Source organism: Labrenzia sp. R5_0 (assembly GCF_017743835.1).
In the GTDB taxonomy this organism is placed as follows: Bacteria; Pseudomonadota; Alphaproteobacteria; order Rhizobiales; family Stappiaceae; genus Roseibium; species Roseibium algicola.
The window spans coordinates 890,405-912,186 of sequence record NZ_JAGHRK010000001.1 but is presented as its reverse complement, the minus strand read 5'-3'; the positions used below and the strand labels follow the sequence as shown (position 1 = coordinate 912,186).

General features: G+C 60.2%; 19 protein-coding genes. 7 read left to right on the top strand and 12 right to left on the bottom strand.

The features are described 5' to 3' along the window. Window positions 1-10: 10 nt before the first annotated feature. From J7447_RS04230 to J7447_RS04200, 7 genes are all read right to left on the bottom strand, one after another. Window positions 11-961 (bottom strand): branched-chain amino acid ABC transporter permease, encoded by a 951-nt coding sequence (locus J7447_RS04230; RefSeq protein WP_022997697.1) that lies wholly within the window; start codon window positions 959-961, stop codon window positions 11-13. Beyond that, window positions 961-1,851, bottom strand: coding sequence for a branched-chain amino acid ABC transporter permease (locus J7447_RS04225; RefSeq protein WP_022997698.1), 891 nt, complete (start codon window positions 1,849-1,851; stop codon window positions 961-963). The genes J7447_RS04230 and J7447_RS04225 overlap by 1 nt, the downstream gene beginning before the upstream one ends. After that, the gene (locus J7447_RS04220) at window positions 1,848-2,567 is read right to left on the bottom strand and encodes an ABC transporter ATP-binding protein (RefSeq protein ID WP_022997699.1); all 720 of its coding nucleotides are present in this window, start codon (window positions 2,565-2,567) and stop codon (window positions 1,848-1,850) included. Before J7447_RS04220 ends, J7447_RS04225 begins: the two co-directional genes overlap by 4 nt. Then, window positions 2,564-3,337: an ABC transporter ATP-binding protein gene (locus tag J7447_RS04215; RefSeq protein ID WP_022997700.1), complete on the bottom strand. Its 774-nt coding sequence runs from the start codon at window positions 3,335-3,337 to the stop codon at window positions 2,564-2,566. Before J7447_RS04215 ends, J7447_RS04220 begins: the two co-directional genes overlap by 4 nt. Before the next feature lie 17 nt (window positions 3,338-3,354). After that, on the bottom strand, window positions 3,355-4,557 hold the full coding sequence (locus J7447_RS04210; RefSeq protein WP_022997701.1) for an ABC transporter substrate-binding protein: 1,203 nt from the start codon (window positions 4,555-4,557) through the stop codon (window positions 3,355-3,357). 74 nt (window positions 4,558-4,631) lie between these two features. Further along, a complete protein-coding gene (locus tag J7447_RS04205) occupies window positions 4,632-5,720 on the bottom strand; it encodes a cupin domain-containing protein (protein WP_209168874.1) in 1,089 nt (362 codons plus the stop codon). A gap of 30 nt (window positions 5,721-5,750) precedes the next feature. Beyond that, window positions 5,751-6,458 (bottom strand): GntR family transcriptional regulator, encoded by a 708-nt coding sequence (locus J7447_RS04200; RefSeq protein ID WP_209168872.1) that lies wholly within the window; start codon window positions 6,456-6,458, stop codon window positions 5,751-5,753. A gap of 243 nt (window positions 6,459-6,701) precedes the next feature. Here J7447_RS04200 and J7447_RS04195 point away from each other — a divergent pair, with 243 nt between their 5' ends. Beyond that, on the top strand, window positions 6,702-7,835 hold the full coding sequence (locus J7447_RS04195; RefSeq protein ID WP_209168870.1) for an aminotransferase class V-fold PLP-dependent enzyme: 1,134 nt from the start codon (window positions 6,702-6,704) through the stop codon (window positions 7,833-7,835). Window positions 7,836-8,193: 358 nt separating this feature from the next. On the opposite strand, the gene J7447_RS04190 is transcribed toward J7447_RS04195, so the two are convergent. Genes J7447_RS04190 through J7447_RS04170 form a run of 5 tightly spaced genes read right to left on the bottom strand, consistent with a single transcriptional unit; the run spans window position 8,194 to window position 14,768 of the window. Further along, window positions 8,194-9,744 (bottom strand): indolepyruvate oxidoreductase subunit beta family protein, encoded by a 1,551-nt coding sequence (locus J7447_RS04190; protein WP_209168868.1) that lies wholly within the window; start codon window positions 9,742-9,744, stop codon window positions 8,194-8,196. After that, window positions 9,744-11,894 (bottom strand): indolepyruvate ferredoxin oxidoreductase subunit alpha, encoded by a 2,151-nt coding sequence (locus J7447_RS04185; RefSeq protein ID WP_209168866.1) that lies wholly within the window; start codon window positions 11,892-11,894, stop codon window positions 9,744-9,746. The genes J7447_RS04190 and J7447_RS04185 overlap by 1 nt, the downstream gene beginning before the upstream one ends. A 23-nt stretch (window positions 11,895-11,917) precedes the next feature. Then, entirely contained in the window at window positions 11,918-12,412 is a 495-nt protein-coding gene (locus tag J7447_RS04180; protein WP_022997707.1) for a MarR family transcriptional regulator, read from the bottom strand. Beyond that, window positions 12,409-13,965, bottom strand: a complete 1,557-nt coding sequence (locus tag J7447_RS04175; protein WP_209168864.1) for an NAD(P)/FAD-dependent oxidoreductase — start codon at window positions 13,963-13,965, stop codon at window positions 12,409-12,411. The genes J7447_RS04180 and J7447_RS04175 overlap by 4 nt, the downstream gene beginning before the upstream one ends. Window positions 13,966-13,976: 11 nt before the next feature. Then, entirely contained in the window at window positions 13,977-14,768 is a 792-nt protein-coding gene (locus J7447_RS04170) for a cyclase family protein (protein WP_209168862.1), read from the bottom strand. A gap of 120 nt (window positions 14,769-14,888) precedes the next feature. Between J7447_RS04170 and J7447_RS04165 the strand changes: the two genes are divergently transcribed. From J7447_RS04165 to J7447_RS04140, 6 genes are all read left to right on the top strand, one after another. Next, complete coding sequence (locus J7447_RS04165) at window positions 14,889-16,448, top strand: NAD(P)/FAD-dependent oxidoreductase (protein WP_353653758.1); 1,560 nt, start codon at window positions 14,889-14,891, stop codon at window positions 16,446-16,448. Window positions 16,449-16,498: 50 nt separating this feature from the next. Further along, a complete protein-coding gene (locus J7447_RS04160) occupies window positions 16,499-18,028 on the top strand; it encodes an ABC transporter substrate-binding protein (protein ID WP_031268068.1) in 1,530 nt (509 codons plus the stop codon). A gap of 100 nt (window positions 18,029-18,128) precedes the next feature. Next, window positions 18,129-19,139, top strand: coding sequence for an ABC transporter permease (locus J7447_RS04155; protein WP_022997712.1), 1,011 nt, complete (start codon window positions 18,129-18,131; stop codon window positions 19,137-19,139). Next, window positions 19,132-19,983, top strand: coding sequence for an ABC transporter permease (locus tag J7447_RS04150; protein ID WP_209168858.1), 852 nt, complete (start codon window positions 19,132-19,134; stop codon window positions 19,981-19,983). Before J7447_RS04155 ends, J7447_RS04150 begins: the two co-directional genes overlap by 8 nt. Further along, window positions 19,980-20,858: an ABC transporter ATP-binding protein gene (locus tag J7447_RS04145; protein ID WP_209168856.1), complete on the top strand. Its 879-nt coding sequence runs from the start codon at window positions 19,980-19,982 to the stop codon at window positions 20,856-20,858. Before J7447_RS04150 ends, J7447_RS04145 begins: the two co-directional genes overlap by 4 nt. Further along, window positions 20,855-21,658: an ATP-binding cassette domain-containing protein gene (locus tag J7447_RS04140; protein WP_055659058.1), complete on the top strand. Its 804-nt coding sequence runs from the start codon at window positions 20,855-20,857 to the stop codon at window positions 21,656-21,658. Before J7447_RS04145 ends, J7447_RS04140 begins: the two co-directional genes overlap by 4 nt. Window positions 21,659-21,782 lie beyond the last annotated feature (124 nt).

Sequence of the window (21,782 nt, the reverse complement as noted above, 5' to 3'; positions counted from 1 at the left end):
GGCAATGTTGCTATTCCTGCCGGAATTTCACTGGCGGCGATTTCTCCGGCAACAGTCCGGACCGGAAACGCTGCAGCACCACCTGCAGAAGCAGACCCACCAGCAGCATGCGGATGAACGAACTGCGGGTCGCCCATTCCGGCGGCAGGCGGTTGGTGAAGATTTCCGTCACGGACCATAGCGTCCAGATGGTCAAGGCACCAAGGATGGCACCCCTGTTGTTGCCGGAACCACCGGCCATCAGCATCACCCAGACAAGGAAGGTCACCAGCAGCGGATCGGTGGCCGTGGGCGACAGGAAGCGGAAATAATGCGCTGACAGGCCACCGGCGATCCCCATGATAGCGCAACCGATGACAAAGGTCTGGATTCTGAATTTCTCGACGTTCTTGCCGACGGCCGCCGCAGAAGCCTCGTTGTCGCGGATCGCACGCAAGCTGCGCCCCCACGGGCTGTCGTGCAGGCGCGAGGCTGCCAGATAGACCAGCAGCACCACGAACCAGACAAAGCCGAGAAACACGATGTCCCCCATGCGCCCGGTGGTGAGGTCCGCCAAAGGCCTTGGAATGCGGGACAGGCCCAGACTGCCGTTTGTGAGCCAGCTTTCGTTGACGATGACGAGCCGCAGGATCTCGGCGATCCCGATGGAGGCCATCGCCAGATAGTCGCTCTTGAGACGCACGCAGATCTTGGCCACCGCCCAGCCGGCAAGCCCGGCGAGTATCGCAGCCCCGATCAATCCAATCGGTACAGGCAGGCCAAAGCCTCCGAGATGCTTGGACGAGGCCGCGGTTGTCAGGATCGCGGAGGTATAGGCCCCAACACCGTAGAAACCGGCGATACCGGCGTTGAAGAGGCCGCCCATGCCCCATTGTACATTCAGGGCAAGGCACAGGATTGCGTAGATACCGCCCAGGATCAGAAGACTGACCGCATAGAAAAAGAGACCGGTGAGTTCCATCAGAGCAACCTCCCCTTGAAGAGCCCCTGGGGCCGGAAGATGAGCAGGCCGATCATCAGGACGAAGGCAACCGCCGTTTTGTAGGACGGGGAGATGAGCGCATCGTCACCGATCCAGTGGTAGGAGGACAGTTCCTCGGCCAGGCCGATGATGAAACCACCTGCCATGGCCCCCATCGGCTTGCCGATCCCACCCAGAATGGCGGCGGCAAACATAGGCATCAGCAGGTTCCAGCCCAGATTGGGGTGAGCACTGGTGTTCAAAGCGGCAAAGGTTCCGGCGATAGCCGCCAGAGCCGCGCCGATGATCCACGTCCAGCGAATGACCTTGGCGGTATCCAGACCGGAAACTTCGGCCAGTTCCGGATCGTCGGCAACTGCCCGCATGGACCGGCCGGTTCTTGTGACGGTCAGGAAGTAGTGCAGAAGCACGGCAATGATCGCTGTCGAGATCACCGCCTGCAGATGCAGCACCGACACCCGAAAGGTATCGAATAGGACCAGCGGCGGTTTAACGCCTGTCGAAAACACCTGGTTTTGAGAACCCCAGACCAACTGGACGATCGAACGGAAGACCAGCGCAATGCCGAAGGACGAGATCACCGTGTAAATGGTCGGCAGCTCGCGCAGTGGCTTGTAGAAATAGCGGTCGACCAGCAGCGCCGAGACAATCGTGAGTGCCATGCCGAAGGGGATCAGCAGAAGCGGATTGACCGGGACGATGGCAGCCATGGCCAGCACACCGTAAGTGCCCAGGGTCATCAGATCGCCGTGTGCAAAATGGGCAAAGCGCAGAATGCCGAAGATCATGGAAATCCCGACAGCGCCAAGCGCGTAGATGCTGCCGATGGCCAGCGCCGGGAACAGATAGAAATTCACGAACTCGATCATGCAGCCGCTCCCCCGAGGAAGAGGCGCCGCACGTCTTCATCCGCCAGCAACTCCTTGCCGGTCCCGCTGGCATAGTTTCGTCCGTTCACCAGAATATGGCCGTGATCGGCAATCTGCAGAGCCTGGCGGGCATTCTGTTCCACCATCAATATCGTGATCCCGGTTTTGCGGATGTCGAGAAGCAGATCGAAGATCCGCTCCAGATAGGCAGGCGACAGACCGGCTGTCGGCTCGTCCAGCAGCACCAGCTTCGGGTCGCTCATCAAGGCGCGGCCCATGGCAACCATCTGCCGCTGTCCACCCGAAAGCTCGCCAGCAGGCTGTTTCAACTTGTCCCGCAGGTCGGGAAACAGGGAGAGCACACGTTCGCGCGTCGCCGCTTTATCCTTTGGTGGAGCTGCATAGGTTCCGACATCAAGGTTCTCGTCTACGGACATGGTCGCAAAGACGTTTTTCGTCTGAGGCACTGCCGATACACCGAGCGGAACAAGAGCGGACGTCTTGCAGCCCGCCAGTTCCTTCGCGCCAAGTTTGATCGACCCGGCGGAGACGGTGGTCAGTGCGAAGATGGTTTTGAGCAAGGTCGACTTGCCGGCGCCGTTCGGCCCGAGAATGACCGCGATCTCGCCAGGCTCAACGGTCAGTGAGACCTCTTCGATGATGGGCGGGCCGCCATAGCCGGCGCTGACGTTTGTGACGGAAAGTCGCTCGGTCATAGCTGCGCCTCGTATTTTCCGCCGCCGAAATAGGCTTCGATCACGCGTTCGTCGTTACGCACGTCTTCGACCGAACCTTCTGTCAGCAGCGTGCCCTGCGCCATGACCAGCACGTGGTCGCACAGCTTGGAAACGTAATCGAGGTCGTGCTCGATGAGGCAGAAAGTCAGCCCCCGCTCCCGGTTCAGCATCAGGATCTTGTCCGCCAGCTTGGAAAGAAGCGTGCGGTTGATGCCGGCACCGATCTCGTCCAGCAGGATGATCTTCGGGTTGCGCATCAGGGCGCGGCCGAGTTCGACCAGCTTCTTCTGACCACCGGAAAGATTGCCTGCCTTCTCGTCGATGACATGGTCCAGTTCAAGCAGGCGGACAGTGTCCCGCGCGGTCTCATAGATTTCCTGCTCCTCGGCCTGGTAGTGGCCGCGGCGGAAGATCACGTTGAAGACATTCTCGCCTTCCGGCGCCGAGGCAGACGCCATCAGGTTTTCGAGAACCGAGAGATGCCCGAATTCGTGAGGTATCTGGAAGGTGCGTGCGAGGCCTGCCTTGGCCCGTTGATGGGGTTTGAGCGCAGTTATATCCTTCCCGTCCAGAAGCACCCGGCCGGCACTGGGCCGGATTGCACCTGCAATGACGTTGAAGGCGGTTGTTTTTCCCGCACCGTTCGGCCCGATCAGGCCGGTGATGCGGCCTGCGCCGATCTTGAAGCTTGCATGGTCAATAGCCCGCAAACCACCAAAATCGACGCAGATTTTGTCCAGCTCAATCACGCTGTCGCCTGGTCGACTTATTCGACGATTTCGACTTGCTTGTAGCCGTCGCCGTCCACGACGAACTTGCCGATGTAGCCACCGACATCGCCGTTTTCATCGAACTCCGCAGAGCCGCTGGCACCGTCGTAATCGATGTCCTTGCCTTCCTTGATCAGCGCAATCGCCTTTGCCCATTCACCCGGGCCGACTTTCTCGCCCGGAGCCATCGCAACTTCCTTCAGAGCTTCGGCAATCTTTGCACGGTCAGTCGAACCGGCCTTTTCAACAGCCAGCAGTGCCAGGAAAGTTGCGTCATAGGTCTGGTCGACAAAAGCCTTGTCGGCACCTTCGCCAAATTCGGCGTTGAAGGCATCATGCAGTGACTGCTGGGCCGGGTTTTCAGCCGGAGACGTCGGTGAGGAGAAGAACGAGGTCTTCAGGGCATCTGCGCCAACGTTCTGGATCAGCAGTTCGTCACGAAGACCATCCGTGCCGATGAATTTGGTGAAGAGGCCACCTTCAATGGCCTGACGGACGATCTTGCCACCGCTGTCGCCGGCATAGGCGATCACAACCAGCGCCTCGGCATCACCCTTTGCCAGACTTGCAAGTTCCGAACGGTAGGAATCCTTCTTTTCTTCGTGCTTCGCCTCGGCGACGATTTCACCACCGGCTTCAGTGTAGGCGTCGATGAATGTTTCGCCGATACCGACGCCATAGTCATTGTTGACGAAGGTGAGCGCGACTTTCTTGATGCCTTCGTCCATCACCATCTTGGCGAGGATTTCACCCTGATAGTTGTCTGAAGGCACAATGCGGAACACCAGTCCGTTGTCTTCCAGGAAGGTCATCGCCGGAGAGGTCGCGGTTGGCGAGATTTGCGGCACGCCCGCCGGAATGATTGCAGCTTCTGCAGCGGCAATGGTGGTGCCAGACATGAGCGAACCCATGATGATCGGCACGTTTTCCACGTTCACAAGTTTCTGGGCAGCATCGACCGCCCCCTGGGCGGTGCCGGTGGTGTCACCGTAGACGGCAACTGCCGTGCCACCCAGCAGACCGCCCTGCTCGTTCACCTGCTTGACCGCGAGATCGGCTGCATTTTGAAGCGGCGGAATGAAATTGGCGATCGGCCCAGTGATGTCCATCAGGATACCGATCTTGGTGTCGTCCGCCAGTGCGGCGGTGCCCGTGCCCAGCAGCGCTGCTGCGGCCACAATTGTCGTCAATTTTCTCATGCTGTCATCCCCTCATGGCTTGACCTTGAACTCCTGCACAGCCTGTTCTTTCCTCCTCGACAGGCTTTGCCTTTTCAGTCGCGCAGGACCTCCGTTTCGAACCGGCCCGGCAGGCTGACTTCCAGCAGTTCCAGGTCGGCAGTTGCTTCCGCGTATCGCGTCGCCATGTTCGGCGGGATCACGAAGGCGTCTCCGGCAGACAGGCGGTAAGGATCTTTGCCTTCGCCCTCCAGGGTCATTTCGCCTGCCAGCACAAAGTTGAATAGAATATCGCAGTCATGACGCGTCCAGGGAGAGGCCTCCCCGACCGGACGAGCCACCATAACAGATGCCACGCCTCGGGTGTTGTCACAGATGGTGGTGTCGCGCCCCTCAAAACCCGGAATGCGGAACGGTTCAAAAACGCCGTCCTGTGCCAGGCTGTGCACGAATTTCTGTCCTTGCCACTCCCGATCCGGCCGCTCATGGGGCGTCGGCAGGGTCATCTCGTGGTCGATCTCGGTAATGTGCTCGGCTGGGACGCCGATCTCGATTACCTCGATCCCTTCGGCTGCGTGCATCACGCGGTGACGGATTTCCGGCGGCTGGATGAAACAGTCACCGGCCCTCAGACGGCGCATGCCGCCCTGATCTTCATAAAGAACGTCGACCCATCCGTGGACACAAAAGATCAGCTGAAACCCGACCTTGTGGAAGTGAACCATGTCCGGAACCGGTCCGTCCGGAACCCGGATATGCGAGGCGATCATGGCGCCGCCGAGCCGTGTCGGCACAAGATCCCGATAGGACATGCCCGCCCGGCCGATCACCCATGGGGCCTGGTCTGCCAGACGGCGCACCACGAAGGCGTGCTCGGTTTCCGGCATCACCAGCGGCGGATTGAGTTCGTCGATTTCGACACGTGTCCCGCTCGGGGAGACCAGCAGGCGCTCACCATCTGCAAATTCATCCGGATTTTCCGTCAGAATTCGCAGCGTGCCTGGTGCTTCGCTTGCACCCTTTTCCACCCGCACGCGCAAGCCGTGACCGGAGAACACCGCAATTTCCGGGCTGTCGGCCGGATAGATCATGTCCAGCCGCATGTTCAGCTTCTTGGTGAAGAACGGCAGGTCCTTGGCAAGGTCCTGGGTCGGTAGTCTGACTTCCGCGCGGGTTTCCGTCATGTCCTGTCCATCGCTCCCTTTACCCCCGCTTCAGCCTGCCTGTGCAGAGGATATTGTGTTCTGATTGCCGGCATCCTCATGTGCTGCGAGGTAGGCCGCCTCCCCTTCAAAAACGAACCGCAGGATCCGGTCGCTTGCGGCAACCGCGTCCCGGCGGCAGAAAGCCTGGTAAAGCTGGGTGTTACCGGCAACGATCAACGGATGGTTCGCCTGATGGGCAAAGGTCATCAGGCGCACGGCCTGCACCTGGGTCATGTAGCGCTGCAGCGCCTTGCGCAACGAAACATTCGGCACGGCGGCAATCCAGCTGTTGCGGAATATCTCGCAGGCCCGATGCAAATGCTCGGTATCCCCCGCCGCCATAGCCGAACCTGCATCCTCGAGGATTTCGTGCAGTCCCTTCAACTCGTCTTCCGACAGGCTGAGCGCTGCCATGGCGGCTGCCCGGGGCTCAAGAAGACGTCGCAGATCGAAAATTTCCAGAATTTCCCGGTGGTCGAGACGCGGCAGCACAAAGCCCCGCGTTGTCGGTTCCAGATAGCCTTCATGGGCAAGACGCATCAGGGCATCACGAGCCGGCATGCGGGAAACGCCGAATTCGGCCGCCACGGCGGTGTCGACAAGGCGGATATCCTGACCAAGCTCTCCACGCTGGATGCGCCCCATGAGCAGGTCGTGGATCTGTCCGCTGGTGCTTTGTGCACCCGAAGTGGAGGCGGTTGATTTTCCTGCTGTCACCGGCAAGCCTCCCTTGTCACGAACCTCGTCACCACGGCAAATTCGTATACAGAACAATTCAAGCCTAAACAGACGCTCAGCCTATTCAACCCATTTTCAGGCATTTGAAAAGTCCTTTAAGCTTGAACTATCTCAAAAACTGTATACGAATATTCCAGTGAGGGTCAATAGCGTGTTTGAGACGGAAACGGATCTGTTTCAGCACCCCGATTGACCGAAGGAAACGACATTTCGGGGGACCGCATGACGACCAGGGAAGACGGCTACTTCCTCTATCATTCCATCGGCCAGTATCCCGGCAAGGAAGCCGGATTGAGCGCCGCGATGGCGGAGCTGGCTGCCGTCTGGAGTGCTCCGAACGATCAGCAGTGGCCCTATCTGCTCGGCAAGCGCGGAGAGTTCATCGATTACTGGCGCGCGATCATCGATGCACCCGCCGGGTCCGCTACGACCTGCGAGAACGTGACCCAGGGCGTCGACATCGTCATGCGGGCGCTGCCGGACGGCCTGCTGCGTGGCCGCAAGGTGCTGGTGGCCGCAGACTGTTTCCCTTCCAACCACTTTCTTCTCACCCGCCTGCAGGAACGGCTCGGCTTCGAGCTGGTAACCGTGCGGGCCCGTCAGGGCGCAAATTTCGTCGCTGACGAAGACATGATCGCCGAGTGGGACCGCGATGTCGCGCTCTGCCTGATCACCTGGGTCAGCTCCACAACCTCAAGACGCTCGGATCTGGAAACCCTCGTTGACCATGGCCGCTCGATGGGCAGCATCATCGGTGTGGACATCACCCAGGCCGCAGGACTCCTGCCCTATTCGGTTGAGGCGCCGAACGTGGATTTTGTGGTCTCGACCAGTCTGAAATGGATGTGTGGCACGCCTGGAGCCGGCATCTTGTATGTCCACCCGGACCTGATCCGGGATTGCAGGCCGGAGCTGTGCGGCTGGTTCAGCCAGGACAACCCGTTCAATTGGGATATCGACGCCTTCGAATATGCCTCTGACATCCGCCGCTTCGACAACGGCACCCCGTCGATCATGCCTTCGGCCGCCTCTGTGCCCGCCCTGAAGTGGCATGCCAGCGCCGACAGGGAGTCCATCCTGCGCAGCAACCGGCACCTTTGCGGTATCCTGATCGATGGCGCGGATGACCTTGGCCTGAAGCTGCTCACACCGAGATCAGAAGAAGATCGTGGCGGCAGTCTCATGTTCGGACTTGCTTCGCCAGAACAAGCCGTGCAGGTGCTGAACCATCTGCGTGGTGCCGGTTTTTCCGCCGACACCCGGGGAGCAACCCTCCGGCTCTCCCCCGGCATCCAGACGAGCGAAGAGGCCACACGCGAAGTCGTGGTGGAACTGGGGAAGGCACTGGCAGGATGAACCGGGAGGCCGTTTCGCCGGAGCCAGCACAAGCGGCCCATCCTTCGAGACGGCCTGACGGCCTCCTCAGGATGAGGGTGTGGGTGTAGCGGCGCGGAGAGCCGTTCCTCTGAACTCGAACTCGTTCCCGCCTCATCCTGAGGAAGTGCGGAACGCTGTCTCGACGGATGGGCCGCAAACTCGGCAAGAGCCGACGCAAATCCGGGCCGCACTCGACTGCTCGCTTCGCCAGCAACGAGGCGAAGACTTGCCTTGAAACCCGGATACTCTGGAAATGGGTCCCCCCGGGTCCCGCTATGCTCGCCAGGGGGATAATCGAGGGGAATGTCCCTTCATTGAGTTCCGGGACACCCTTCCCTCAAACAAAGCTCTCAACCGTCTTCAGCGCCCCATCGAGATCCGTGCCCTTTTCATCCTTGAGGGCAGCGTCACGCAGGCGGGCAACCCAATCAGGACCATCGTCCCGGTTTTCCACCATCCTTGCGCCGGCCAGAACCTTGTCGAATTTCGACAGGCCTCGTGCATGAGTGTCGGAATAGCCCTTGATAAGCCTGCGGCAGCGCAGGGTTTCCACGGCCATAGCATAGCGGTCCGGCAGGTAACCGGAGACCATCTTCAGCCAGCTTTCCAGATGATCCTGCTCCATCCGGTGGCGCAAGGTCTTGCGGCGCCAGCCGCGCAAACCACCGAGGAAATAGAGCATTGCAAAGCCGCGCAGGCTATCGGTGCGGATGCGGCGACCACGGTTGAACCAGCGGTCGATGCGGTTCATCCAGACCGGATCGTTCTCCATCTTCCGGCCCATCTTTTCCGGCAGCAAACCTACGATTTCTTCCGCACGCGGGTGAAGATAGTCGGTCAGGTGCATCAGCTTGCCGTCCTTCACCTGCATTTCCGTTTCAATCCGGTCGAAACGCTGCGACCGCGTTTTCAGGTCAGCAACCCGAATGACATCGTCATAGGCCATCGCATTGGCGATGTACTTGGCAGCCTCGCGGGAGAGCTCGTAATCCTTCTCCGCGCTATCCCGGCTGACGAGACTTTCCAGGCTGCCGAGATACTCCGCCCCATAGTCGGTATCCTGGAAATCGACGACTTTCTGCAGCCCCGCCCGTGCCATCTCGCGAACAGGCTCCGGCAGAGCCGCGACCTTTGCTTCCAGAGATGCCCAGGCCTTCTGCGCCATATCCGGCCCGGCCGGTCTGACAATTTCCTGCCTGGCCGGTTTTGCGGCTTCAACCTTCGGCTCTTCGCCATTTTTCGCCAGATCGTAACCTGCGGCGAAAGCCCTGAGGCTTGCCTCAACGCCCTTGCCGCCAGCGCGAATGGCCTCTTCAAAAGCCGCCCGTTCGAAGGGCAAAGCGCCGGAGCCAGCCAGTGCGCCAAAAAGCGAAGCGGAAATCACGGATCCGACTTTCAGGGCAGCCGTATCCATATCAGCCAGAACAAGCTTCTGTGCAGCCAGTTCAGCTGCCGCTTTTACCTCCTCCGAAGACGCCATGCCGTCGCCCGGCACGGTTTTCTCGGAGACCGCAAGCATGCGGTGGGTCGAAGCGATCAGCGTGGTGCGATCGGGGGTCACGAAACCGCGAATGATCGCACGCCCGGCCTCCATCATTTCCGCGGCAATGATAATGTCGACATCGCCGGCAGATGGCGCGAGCGAAAAGACGGGGGCCGCGACATCGCCCGGCGCCATCTCCATATAGTAGATGGTCGCACCGGTTCTCTGGGCGACACCGGCCACGCTCGTTGCCTGGCAATGATAGCCTTGTGACCTGGCCAGGCCCTCGATCCAGTTGGTCAGAACGCCGCCGCCCTGACCGCCAACGGCCAGAATGGCGAGTTTGATGATCCCTTCGAGCGCCGGATCTGCCGGTCTGGCTTCCAGTGGCAATGAAAGCGACATCACGCGCCCTCCCCGGTAAAGGTCAGACGGGAGCTGGCCCGTCGTGTCTGCAGCCAGGAAATGATCCTTGTGCGAAGCCCCGCATACCAGGCTTCAAAGCCTGTCGGGTTATGAACCACTTTCGCCTCATAGAAGGACGGACACAGGATGGCGGCGTCGGCGACTTCGCCGCAGTTGCCACAGCCCACGCAGGACTGGTCGATATGTGCCACCGGATCATCCCGCAGCGGGTCATCGAGTTTCTTCAGCGAAAGCGACGGACACCCGGACAGACGGATGCAGGCGTGATCGCCAGTGCAGATGTCCTGATCGACGCCGAACCGCGGCACCTCGACCCGCTCGCCGCCTGCAATCGCCTTGTTGCGCTGGGGCTTTTCCCGGCGTTGGCGGTTGAGCATGCATTCGGAGGACGCGACGATCACCTTCGGACCATTATATTCGGTGGTCAGTGCCTCGCGTATGGTTTCGCGCATCCGGGTGACATCATAGGTCCGGTCGATCTGCCGGATCCACTTGACCCCCGCTCCTTGCAACGCCTTGGTGATCGGGTTGTTTGTCGACTTGGTCTTGTTCTTCGCCCGGCTGGAGGGAATGTCCTGCCCCCCGGTTGCCGCCGAATAATAGTTGTCGACGATGATCGCGACGCTGTCGGACTTGTTGAACACCATGTTGCCGATGGAAGTGCTGAGGCCGTTATGCCAGAAGCCGCCATCGCCGATGATCGAAATTGCACGCCTCTCGCCGCCGCCGTCAAAGGCCGCGTTCGAGGCCGGCCCGAGGCCGTAGCCCATGGTGGAGCCGCCAATTTCGAAGGGCGGCAGGCAGGCAAACAAATGACAGCCGATATCACCGGTGATCTGATGCTGGCCGACTTCCTGCTCCACCATCTTCAACGAGGCAAAGATCGGACGTTCCGGACACCCGGTGCAAAAACCCGGCGGACGGATCGGCACGGTCTTGGAAAGATCCGGCAGTTCCGGCTTGGGTGCGTTTGGTGCCAGCACCTTGCCTGGCAGAAGCTCGGGCGCGTACTGGCGAACGAAGGTATCCAGACCGTCGAGCATGATCTGGCCGGTGTATTCACCCGCACGCGGGAAAATACCCTTGCCTTCCAGCTTCGTCGTCCGGCCTTCCTTGTAGAGCATCGCCCCGAGCTGCTGCTCGATAAACTCCGGCTGGCCTTCCTCGACCATCAGCACGGCTTCCTTGCCGGCGCAGAATTCAAGCAGTTCGGATTTCACCAGAGGATAGGTGACATTGAGCACATGAAGCGGGATGGATGTGTTCCCGCTGATATCGGCAAGTCCTAAGCGTTGCAGCGCCCGGATGACACTGTTGTAGATGCCGCCGAGACAGACGATCCCGACCTTGCCCTCTTCCGGGCCGAAATGCTCGTTCAGACGATTTTCCAGAATGAACTTTTCAGCAGCAGGCCAGCGGTTGTCGATCTTGTCATGCTCATGCGCATAGGACATCGGCGGCAGGACAACGCGCTTGAAATCGCGCATCGGACTGGAGAGCGCGTCGCGCACGGACAGCGGCGGCGGAACGTTGTCCCGGGTTTCGAACCGGCCAGTGACATGGCAGGAGCGGATGCGCACCATCAGCATCACCGGCGAATTGCTGGCTTCCGACAGGGCAAAGCCGTCGCCAACGGATTTGACGATGGATGCCAGGTTCGGGCGCGGGTCGAGCAGCCAGAACTGGGATTTCATGGCAAAGGCGTAGGAACGCTCCTGCATGATGGAACTGCCTTCGCCGTAATCCTCGCCGACGATGACAAGCGCACCGCCGTTGACGCCGGACGAGGCCAGGTTGGCGAGCGCATCGGAAGCGACATTGACGCCGACAGAGCCCTTGAAGGTGACGGCACCACGAATGGGATAATGCACGGAGGCAGCCAGCATGGCGGCGGCAGCAGCTTCCGAGGCATTGGCCTCGAAACGGATGCCGAGTTCGCCCAGAAGATCCTCCGCATCGGCCAGCACATCCATCAGATGGGAGATCGGCGCCCCCTGATAGCCGCCGACATAGCCGACACCGTTTTCCAGGAGTGCCTTGGTGATGGCCAGAATACCCTCACCCGTGAAGGTGTCTCCTGTTCCCTTGCGAAGATGCTCTACCTCAGCCTTGAACGACCTTTCGGCCATCGGCCCCTCCTTACGCGATCAACTCATATCGGGTGCTTGCGCACGTTCTTCAAAATTGCCTGCAGCGTGGCGACGAAGGCCCGCTGGTCCGCGTCGCTGATGCCCTTGAACATCTGCCGGTATGCACCAGCCAGATGCGGCCAGAGCTGCTCATGCGTGTCGCGCCCCTTGGGCGTCAGATGAATGCGGACAGCACGGCTGTCGTCCTTGTCGGCAACGCGCCGGACAAGCCCATCCCGTTCCAGTGCGTCCAACGCCCGGCTGAGCGTCGACACTTCGACGACCGCATAAATGGCAAGTTCCCTGATCAGCAGGCCGTCGATCACGGACAAGACGGCAAGCGTACGCATCTTGGGTGTCGTCAGGCCCAGATTGGCCATTTCGTCACGCAGCGCCGCGTTGTAGCGGCCCATGATGCGGTTCATCAAATAGGGCGGGAAATTCTCCAGCCCAATTTCGCCAAGCCGCTGCACACGTGCTTCTTCCGTGATGACGTCCGTCCGATCCTCGTTGCTCATGCACCCATCCATTTCGCCAGATTGTAGCCGGACCCGCCACCGAGCCCCGGCCCCGGATGGGTCGAAGCGCCGATCATGTGCAGGTTCCGGATTTGGGTGGCGCTATTAACGGAATGAGCAAAGGGGCGCCAGATGAAAAACTGATCGATGCTGCAGGCCCCGCCATAGGGATCTCCACCGACCAGATTGATATTGATGCCGTTCAGATCCGCTGGCGAATAAGCCCGCCGTGCAAGCTTGATCTGATCGAAGTTGCGGATATGCCGCTTCAGGATTTCTTCAAGCCGGTCGGCAAAGGCCTCCCGGGTTGCTTCGGTCCATTCCGGACCGGTCTCTATCCTGCCCGCGGCGTCGCCCTTGATCCTGCGCGGAGCGTCAGGGATCTGAAGCCACAGGATCCCCTTGCCTTCCGGCGCCCTCGAGGGGTCCAGACGATGCGGCTGGCCAACACATATCGTCGGAACTTCAGGCAGAAGGCCCCGCTCGGCCTCGTTGGCGGACTTGGAAACACTGTCGATGCCGTCCGCAAGGTGGATCAGCGCAACATCCTCAAGCCCTTCGACGATCCAGTCCGGGTCACCATCCAGAGCATAGTGAAGCTGGAAATTGCCGCGGCCGTAGCGGTATTTCTGCGTGGCTTCCGGGAGTGCTTCCTGTTTCAAAAACCGCTGATAGAGCTGCGTTGGCGTGACGGAGGCAATCACCGACCGCGCCTTGATGGTTTCACCGCTTGCCGTTTCGACGCCGACCGCCTTGCCGTCCTTCACCAGGACACGTTCGACATCGACACCGGTGCGGATCTTGCCACCCTTGGCCTCAATCAATTTTCGGAACGCCTCCGGCACGGAGCCGGAGCCGCCCTTGGCCACTGGTGCGCCGGCAGCTTCCAGCGCAAAAGCAATCACCCGGCCCATCTGACCCGAATAGGTACTTTCCGGCGTCAAACCGGTGTGCAGGACCCAGGGCGCCCAAAGCGCCTGCAGGGTTTCGCTCCGATAGCTTCCTTCCAGCCAGCCGCGAGCCGGCTGCAGGCAGGTACCGAGCCATGCCTTCAATCCGCCAAGACCACGTTTCCAGGCTTGGGCGAGCATCAGGCGCGCCATCTTGCCAGACCAGAGCGGGCTGCCCAGCAAGGCAAACAGAAACTCCGCGTCGGCTTCGATACCGCCGACGTCGGCCGCATGCTGCTTGCCGTCTCCGGCTGCAAGTTTCTCGAACGCAGCCACATTGGCCGCGCGGTCCATCGTCAGCTTCAGCGCCTCCCCTCCCGGCCGTAAGACAGCGGTCGGATGCGGCGTGTGGCAGAATTCAAGACCATGCCGGCCCAGATCTTCCGCCAACTCCGCATAGGCAGGTGAGGTTATGAAAAGAACGAAGGTGGCCGCCATCACATCATGACGGAATCCGGGCAGCGTGATTTCCTCTGTCCGCATACAGCCGCCAAGGACGTCTGAGCGTTCCAGAAGCAGAACCGGCTCCCCTCTGCGCGACAGCATTGCTGCCGCGACGAGGGCATTTATACCGGAGCCGACGATTACGTGCGGAGCGGCCATTTCGAGACGCCTCAGGCTTTCGGAACCAGAGCCAGTGCCCGGATGGGGCTACCAGTGCCGCGTTCGATTTTCAGCGGAGCGGCAATCAGGATCGCCCCCTTCGCCGGCAGCTTGTCGAGATTGGCAAGCGATGCCAGACCGAAGCAATTGTCCCTGTGCAACAGGTTATGTGCCGGGAACGGCGGCTCCATGCCACCGGCCTGACCGGCATCAGTGCCGATGCACTGGCTGCCCCAGCCTACGATCTTCTTCGACAGCAGATATTCAATCGCATCCGGCGTCGGTCCGGGGCTGTGCGGACCCGCTTCGTCGGCATTGAGGAACGCAGCTTCATCGCCGGCGCGCTTGTCCCAGTCGGTGCGCATCACAACCCACTCACCGGCACCGATCTCGCCGTGCTCGGCTTCCCAGGCCTTGATCAAATCTGCAGTCAGCAGAAAATCAGGATCAGCAGCGCTTTCCCTGGAACAGTCGATCACATTGACCGGCGCAATCAGACGCTGCACATCCAGCGTGTCCGTAAAGCCGTCGCTGTAGTCCTTCCCGGTAATCCAGTGATGTGGCGCATCGAAATGCGTGCCGGAATGCTCACCCAGAACCATCCAGTTCCAGGCGAAGAAAGGACCGTCGGCGTCATATTCACTGATCTTGTGAATCTCGACCTTCGGCGTATTCTTTGCAAAATCAGGCGGAAGTTGCAGGATCGGCGTATTCGGACCCAGAACGCCCGTGCAATCCACCACTTCCACTTCTCCGGACAGGAGTTTAGCTCCAAGCCCGCTGAGCGCGCTCTCTGCAGACATAATCGTTCCCTCTGTACCTCTGTGGCCTGTCGGCTCGTTATCACAATTCAATGCTAGACAGATTTATTTGTATTTGCAATTATCTTCTGCGAACGACGGAGGGGATTGATCGTGACCGAGGTGTTGGACGGCGTCATTATCGGCAGCGGGCATAACAGCCTTGCCTGCGCTGTTCATCTTGCAGCTCAAGGCTGGAAAGTCGGTGTTTTCGAGCGCGCGGGGGAACCTGGCGGGGCGGTCAAATCGGGCGAGTACACGCTACCCGGCTACCGCCACGACTGGGCGGCCATGAACCTTTCCCTGTTTGCAGGTTCCGCCTTCTTCAAGCAATACTCCGAGGAACTGGGCAGCCACGGGCTGGCTTTCGCGCCAGCATCCAATTGTTTCTCTTCCGTTTTTCCGGACGGCACCTGGCTTGGCGTCAGCAATGACCTGGAAACGACGGCTTCGCGAATCGAAAAGATCTGCCCGGAAGACGCACGTGTCTGGCGGGCGCTGACGTCGGAATTCCCGGGACGCGCAGAGACCTTGTTCGCGCTTCTCGGCAGCCCGGCAAAAAAACGTGCATTTGCATATATATTGTTCAAGGAGTGGCGAAAAAGCGGTTCGGAAGGCGTGCTGGACCTTGCCCGCTTTCTGCTATCCTCGCCGCGCGACTGGCTGAACACAACCTTCACATCGCCGAAGGTGCGTGCCCTTCTTGCAGCCTGGGGGATGCATCTGGATTTTGCACCCGACATTTCAGGCGGCGCGCTGTTCCCCTACCTGGAAGGCATGGTCAATCAGGCCTTCGGCATGGTCCTGGGTCAGGGCGGTGCGGATACGATCGTCAAGGCCATGGCTTCGCAGATCGAGGCTTCGGGCGGATCGCTAACCTGCAATGCAGAAGTCACGCGCGTGATCGTCGAGAATGGACAGGCACGCGGCATCGAGCTCAAGGACGGTCGGCAGATCATGGCCCGCAAGGCGGTGATTGCCAACGTCGCCCCATCCGCCTTGCTGAAACTTGCGGGCGAAACCGGCAACGCGCGGTATGACCTCGGCCTGAAGAAATCAGCACATGCGCCGGGCACGATGATGATTCATCTTGCCATGGACGCCCTGCCAGACTGGACCGCAGGCGAAGAGCTGAAAAAATTCGTCTATGTGCACATGGCTCCGGACCTCGATCAGATGGCACGAACCTATGCACAGGCCCAAGCCGGCCTTCTGCCGGAAGAACCGGTGATTGTCTGCGGTCAGCCAACCGTCGTCGATCCTAGCCGGGCACCGGAGGGAAAGCATGTTCTCTGGCTTCAGGTCCGCATGGCACCCGGCACCATCAAGGGGGATGCCGCCGGCAAGATTGCGGCCACCGACTGGACCGAAGCGGCGGAGCCGTTTGCCGAACGCGCACTCGATATTCTGGAACGTTATGCCCCCGGCACGAGGGCCAAGATCCTCGGCCACCATATCGTATCGCCCGCCCTGCTGGAGGCGGACAATCCCAACCTGGTCGGAGGAGACCAGGTCTGCGGAAGCCATCATCTGACCCAGCATTTCATGTTCAGGCCCGTACGCGGCTTTGCCGACGGAACGACGCCGGTTGGAAACCTTTACCACACCGGCGCGGCCGTCTGGCCCGGTGCGGGAACCGGCGCAGGGCCCGGATATCTGCTTGCACAAAAACTTGCCGGATAGCGACAAAAACAAACGCACCGGCACCAGAGGTAAAATGGGGAACAGTAACCATGAGAGTTTCAAGACGCACACTGCTTAAAAGTGCGGCCGCCAGCGGATTGCTGACAGCCGTCGGAACACCGGTAGCATTCGCCAGCGACATCGAAGAACTGGTGATCGCCTATAACGTCAACCTGCCGAGCTGGGATCCGACGGTCGGCCCGTCCGCGGTCAACCCAACCATCCAGGGCATCTACCAGTCCGTGTTCGACATGTTCATTCATCAGAACACGGACCTCAGCTTTGCACCGGGCATCATCACCGGCTGGGGCTGGAACGACGACAAGTCGAAGATCTGGATGGATGTGCGCGAAGGCGTCACCTGGCACAACGGTGATCCGCTGACACCGGAAGACATCGTCTGGTCGCTGGAACGCGCCGGCAATCCGGACACGGGCAATCCGATCCAATTCATCTGGGGCAAGGTCGGCAACTTCCAGATCGACGGCAACAAGATCACCGCCGACGTCAAGGAATACGAGCCCACCATCTTCAAGTGGATGAGCTTCCTGACCGGCTATGTGATGCCGAAGAAATACTATGAGGAAGTCGGCGCAGACGGTTTCGAGGCCAAGCCGATCGGGACCGGGCCTTACATGGTCGACAAGTTCGAGCGCAACGCCTTCGTCCGACTGAAAGCCAACGAGAACTACTGGGGCGGCGCACCGGAATTCAAGACGGTCACGATCAAGTTCGTGACCGATGCGTCCAGCCGAACCTTCGAGGTTATGTCGGGCAATGCGCATGTCACGCTGGAAATGCCTTACGAGGAATTCGACCGGCTGAAGGAAAACGACGGCATCGTCGGCACCGCAGCCCCGATCTCCGACATCGGCATGATTTTCATCAACGATGTCGATCCGATGCTGGACGAAAACGTTCGCAAGGCGATGGCCTATTCCATCGACAAGAAGACCATCATCGAACGTCTCCTGTCGGGATACGGCGTGCCCATCGACACGCTGCAGACACCCGACTATTCCGCTTATGATGCCTCGATCACCGTTCCCTACGACCCGGACAAGGCAAAGGAACTGCTGGCGGCCTCCGGCTTCGGTCCGGACAATCCGGTCAAGTTCAAGATCCAGACCACCCGCGGCTTCAAGCCCAAGGATTACGAGATCATTCAGGCCATCGTCGGCTTGTGGCGCAAGATCGGCATCGAGGCGGAAATCGAAGTCTACGAAATCGCGAAGCATTACGAATTGCGCGCGGCCGATACGCTGGCCCCGGCAGCCTTCTACAATTGGGGCAATGCCATTGGCGACCCGACCACCTCGACCGGCTTCGCCATGTTCGGCCCCTCACCTCACTCCGTCTGGGATGGCGAAGAGCTGATGCAGAAGATCCTGCCGCTTTGGGGCGAGGCTGACGAGGACAAGCGCATCGAAGGCTGGAAGGAAGTCGATCGCCACATTGCAGAAAATGCCCTGGTCATTCCGCTCCTGCAGTATGTCCAGCCGATCCTGCACAGCGACAAGGTCAAGGTCACGCCGCACGCTTCTGGCGCGCTGCTGCCTGCGTTGATGACGCGTTCCTAAAAATCCGGAATTTTCGAACCCGCCTTCGCCGCAACACCCTTTAAAGCTTGCTCCCGGGGTGTTGCGGCGACTTTTTCCGATTTTTGGGCCAAATACCGTCATGCAAATCGTGCGCGCGCTGCTGACGCGCCTCATCACAACGCTTATCACCCTGCTTGGGGCCGCGATCATCGTGTTCGTGGTCATCCGGGTCGTCCCTGGCAACCCCATCGCCATGATGCTGCCGCCCGGGGCGACAGATGCCGACATTGACCGGCTGAAAGCGCTTTACGGGCTCGACAAGAGCATCTTCGAACAGTTCGTGATCTGGATCTCCAACGTGATCCAGGGTGATTTCGGCACGTCCATCACCCTGCGCCAGCCGGTCTACGACCTGGTGATAGGCCGTTTGCCGGCCACGCTGGAACTCTCGGTCATGGCCTTGCTGATCGCCGTCATCATCGGAGGTGCTGCCGCTCTCACTGCAACGCTCTACCGCGGTTCCAAGGTGGAAGGCGGGATCGACGTTGCCGGCGGCATTGCGCTGTCCCTGCCGGATTTCCTTTGGGGGTTAGCGCTGATCCTGCTCTTCGGCGTGCTGTGGCCGCTGTTTCACATTTCCGGCCGGATATCGCCTTCGCTCGGGTTCGAGTTCAGCTCCAACTTCTATCTCTTCGAAGCGCTCGCCCGGTTCCGGTTCGATGTGGTTCTGGATCTCATGGGGCACATGCTCATGCCGGCGCTCGCACTGGCAATCCCGCTGGCGGCCATTATCCTGCAGCTCCTCAAGCAATCCCTGAAGGAATGCATGCACGACGACTACATCACCCTGGCCCGCACAAAGGGCTATTCGGAAAGCTCGATCATCCTGCGTGATGCCTTGCCGAACGCGATCCTGCCCACGCTGACGCTGATCGGCGTGCAGTTCACCTTCCTCATAGGCGGTACGGTCATCATCGAGCGTCTATTTTCCTATGAAGGTCTCGGCAACATGGCGATCGACGCGGTGATCAACCGAGACCTGCCTTTGATCCAGGGCATCGTCCTGATTTTTGCCCTGCTCTTCACGATGGTCAATCTGGTGGTGGACATGGCCTATGCCGCCCTGAACCCGAGGCTGCGCCATGCGTGACGCCCGAGGACATATCCGTCGCCTGCCTGGCCTTCGGCTCTGGCTCAGTGGCGGCTGGCTCACCTTCCTGGTGCTGGCAGCCGTCTTCGCCCCCCTGATCAGCCCGCATGACCCGCTGGCGCAAGACCTGTTCGCCGGACGCCTGCCGCCCTTCTTCGAACTAGGTGCCGATCCGGCCTATTTGCTGGGAACCGACAGCCTCGGCCGCGACGTGCTCAGCCGCATGCTCTATGGCGCAAGACTTGCGCTGATCGTGGCGCTGGTCGCCGGGACGCTTACCTGTCTTATCGGCGCAACGCTTGGCCTGATCGCAGGGTTCTACCGGGGCTGGGCGGATCTGGTGATCTCGCGCTTCATCGACATCTGGATGGCCTTCCCTCCGGTTCTCTTTGCAATCCTGCTGATTGCGGTTCTGGGAACCGGACTGATGTCCGTCATCATTGCCATTGTCGTCATTGACTGGACCCGGTTTGCGCGTGTTGTCCGGGCTGAAGCGATGAGCCAGGGAGCGATGGACTATGTAGCTTCGGCGCAGGTTGCCGGCCGCACCCGTTTCGGCACCGCCCTGACCGAGATCCTGCCGAACGTCCTGCCGACCATCGTCGCCCTCTTGACGCTGGAAATGGGTATCGCGGTGATCGTCGAAGCGATCCTGTCCTTCGTGAACCTGTCCATTTCCACGGACCAACCGACATGGGGCGGCATGATTGCCGAAGGCCGTACCTCGATCTATCAGGCCTGGTGGGTTCTCGTGTTTCCCTTGTTCGCGCTTTTCCTGACGGTGCTGAGCTTTTCCCAGCTCGGCGAAGGCCTGAAGGACCATTTCGATCCGGTGCTGCGATGAGCTTTTTGTCCATTCAGGACCTGACGGTCCAGCTGAAGAACGGCATGCCGCTGCTCCGGCATGTCTCGCTTGATGTGGAGCCTGGTGAGGTGCGTGCACTTGTCGGGGAAAGTGGCGCAGGCAAGAGCATGATCGGCAAGGCTGTTCTCGGCATTCTGCCGAAGGCCGCAAGGTTGACCGGGGGCAAGATCCTGCTCGACGGGGAAGACCTGCAGACGCTCTCCCAAAAGGCAAGACGCCAGCGGATTGGCGCCCGCGCGGCCCTGATACCACAGGACCCGCTCACCGCGCTCAATCCATCCCGCCGTGTCGGGCCGCAGATCACGGACAGGCTGGTGGATATTCTCGGCTGGAAACGCCCGGATGCCGAGAAACGGGCGTTGGAGCTGTTGGAAGAGGTCCACATCCAGTCACCGCAACGGGTGATGAAGGCCTATCCGCACGAACTGTCCGGCGGCATGCGCCAGCGTATCCTGATTGCGTCCGCCTTTGCCGCCGAACCGAAGCTGATCATCGCCGACGAGCCGACGACAGCGCTCGACGTGACCGTTCAAAAGCAGATCCTCAAGCTGATCCGCGAAATGCAGCAGCGCCACGGCACCGCTCTGCTGTTCGTCACCCACGATCTGGGTGTCGTCTCGAAGATAGCCCAGTCACTGACAGTGCTCTATGCGGGCAAGGTGATTGAAGAAACCTCCGTCGAGAACTTCTTTGCCGCGCCTTCGCACGCCTATTCGAAGGCCCTGCTCGCGGCAACGCCGAAATACACAGACCCGCAAGGCTCACTGACACCTGTACCGGAAGGCGTGACGAAAGCGGTGGAAGCTGAAGTGGCTGCCTTCGACGCACAATTGAAGGCAGGAGCCCGGCCATGAGCGATATCATCTACGAGCTGAAAGACCTGCACGTCTCCTTTCCGGACATGTCCCGCAAACCGCTTCTGGGAGCGGCACCGCGGATCGACGTACTGAAAGGGCTATCCTTCGATATTCCCAAGGGCGAAGTCCTCGGCATTGTCGGAGGGTCCGGATCAGGCAAATCCACGCTCGGCAGGGCACTGATCCGCCTGATCGAACCGGACAGTGGTGCGATCCGGTTTGAAGGCACCGACATCACCCATCTTCATGAGGACAGCCTGCGGCCCCTGCGCCGGCGCTTCCAGATGATCTTTCAGGACCCGATGTCTTCACTCAATCCTCGCCGGCGTGTTGGCGGTATCATTGCCGGGCCACTGCGCCTTCAGGGACTCGACAACATCAAGGGCCGGGTCGACGAAGCACTCGACATGGTTGGCCTGCCCCGGCATTTCGCGACCCGCTATCCACACGAGTTGTCCGGCGGTCAACGCCAGCGCGTCGGGATAGCAAGGGCAATCGCCCTGAAACCCGACTTCATCCTGGCCGACGAGATCGTGTCCGGGCTCGATGTGTCCTCCCAGGCCCAGGTCCTCAACCTGCTTGAGAGCCTCGTCAAGGACCTCGGTCTCACCCTGGCCTTCATCAGTCATGATCTCTCAGTGATCCGGCGGCTGTGTACCCGCATCCTGGTGCTCTACAAGGGCGAGATTGTCGAAAACTCCGAAACGGCGGAACTCTTCGCCAATCCGAAAGCGGACTACACACGCACTCTGCTCGACGCAATTCCGCTGCCCGATCCGAAACAGGCCTGGCTCTGAAACAATAGCCCGGCACCGGTCCGGAATGCCGGGCCGATGCCACAAGTCCGGTTGGCCCGTGGAATGCGTCTTCGTTCGCCTGGGGCCGAGCTAGTGCGCTTTACCGGTCGTTGATTATTTCTTT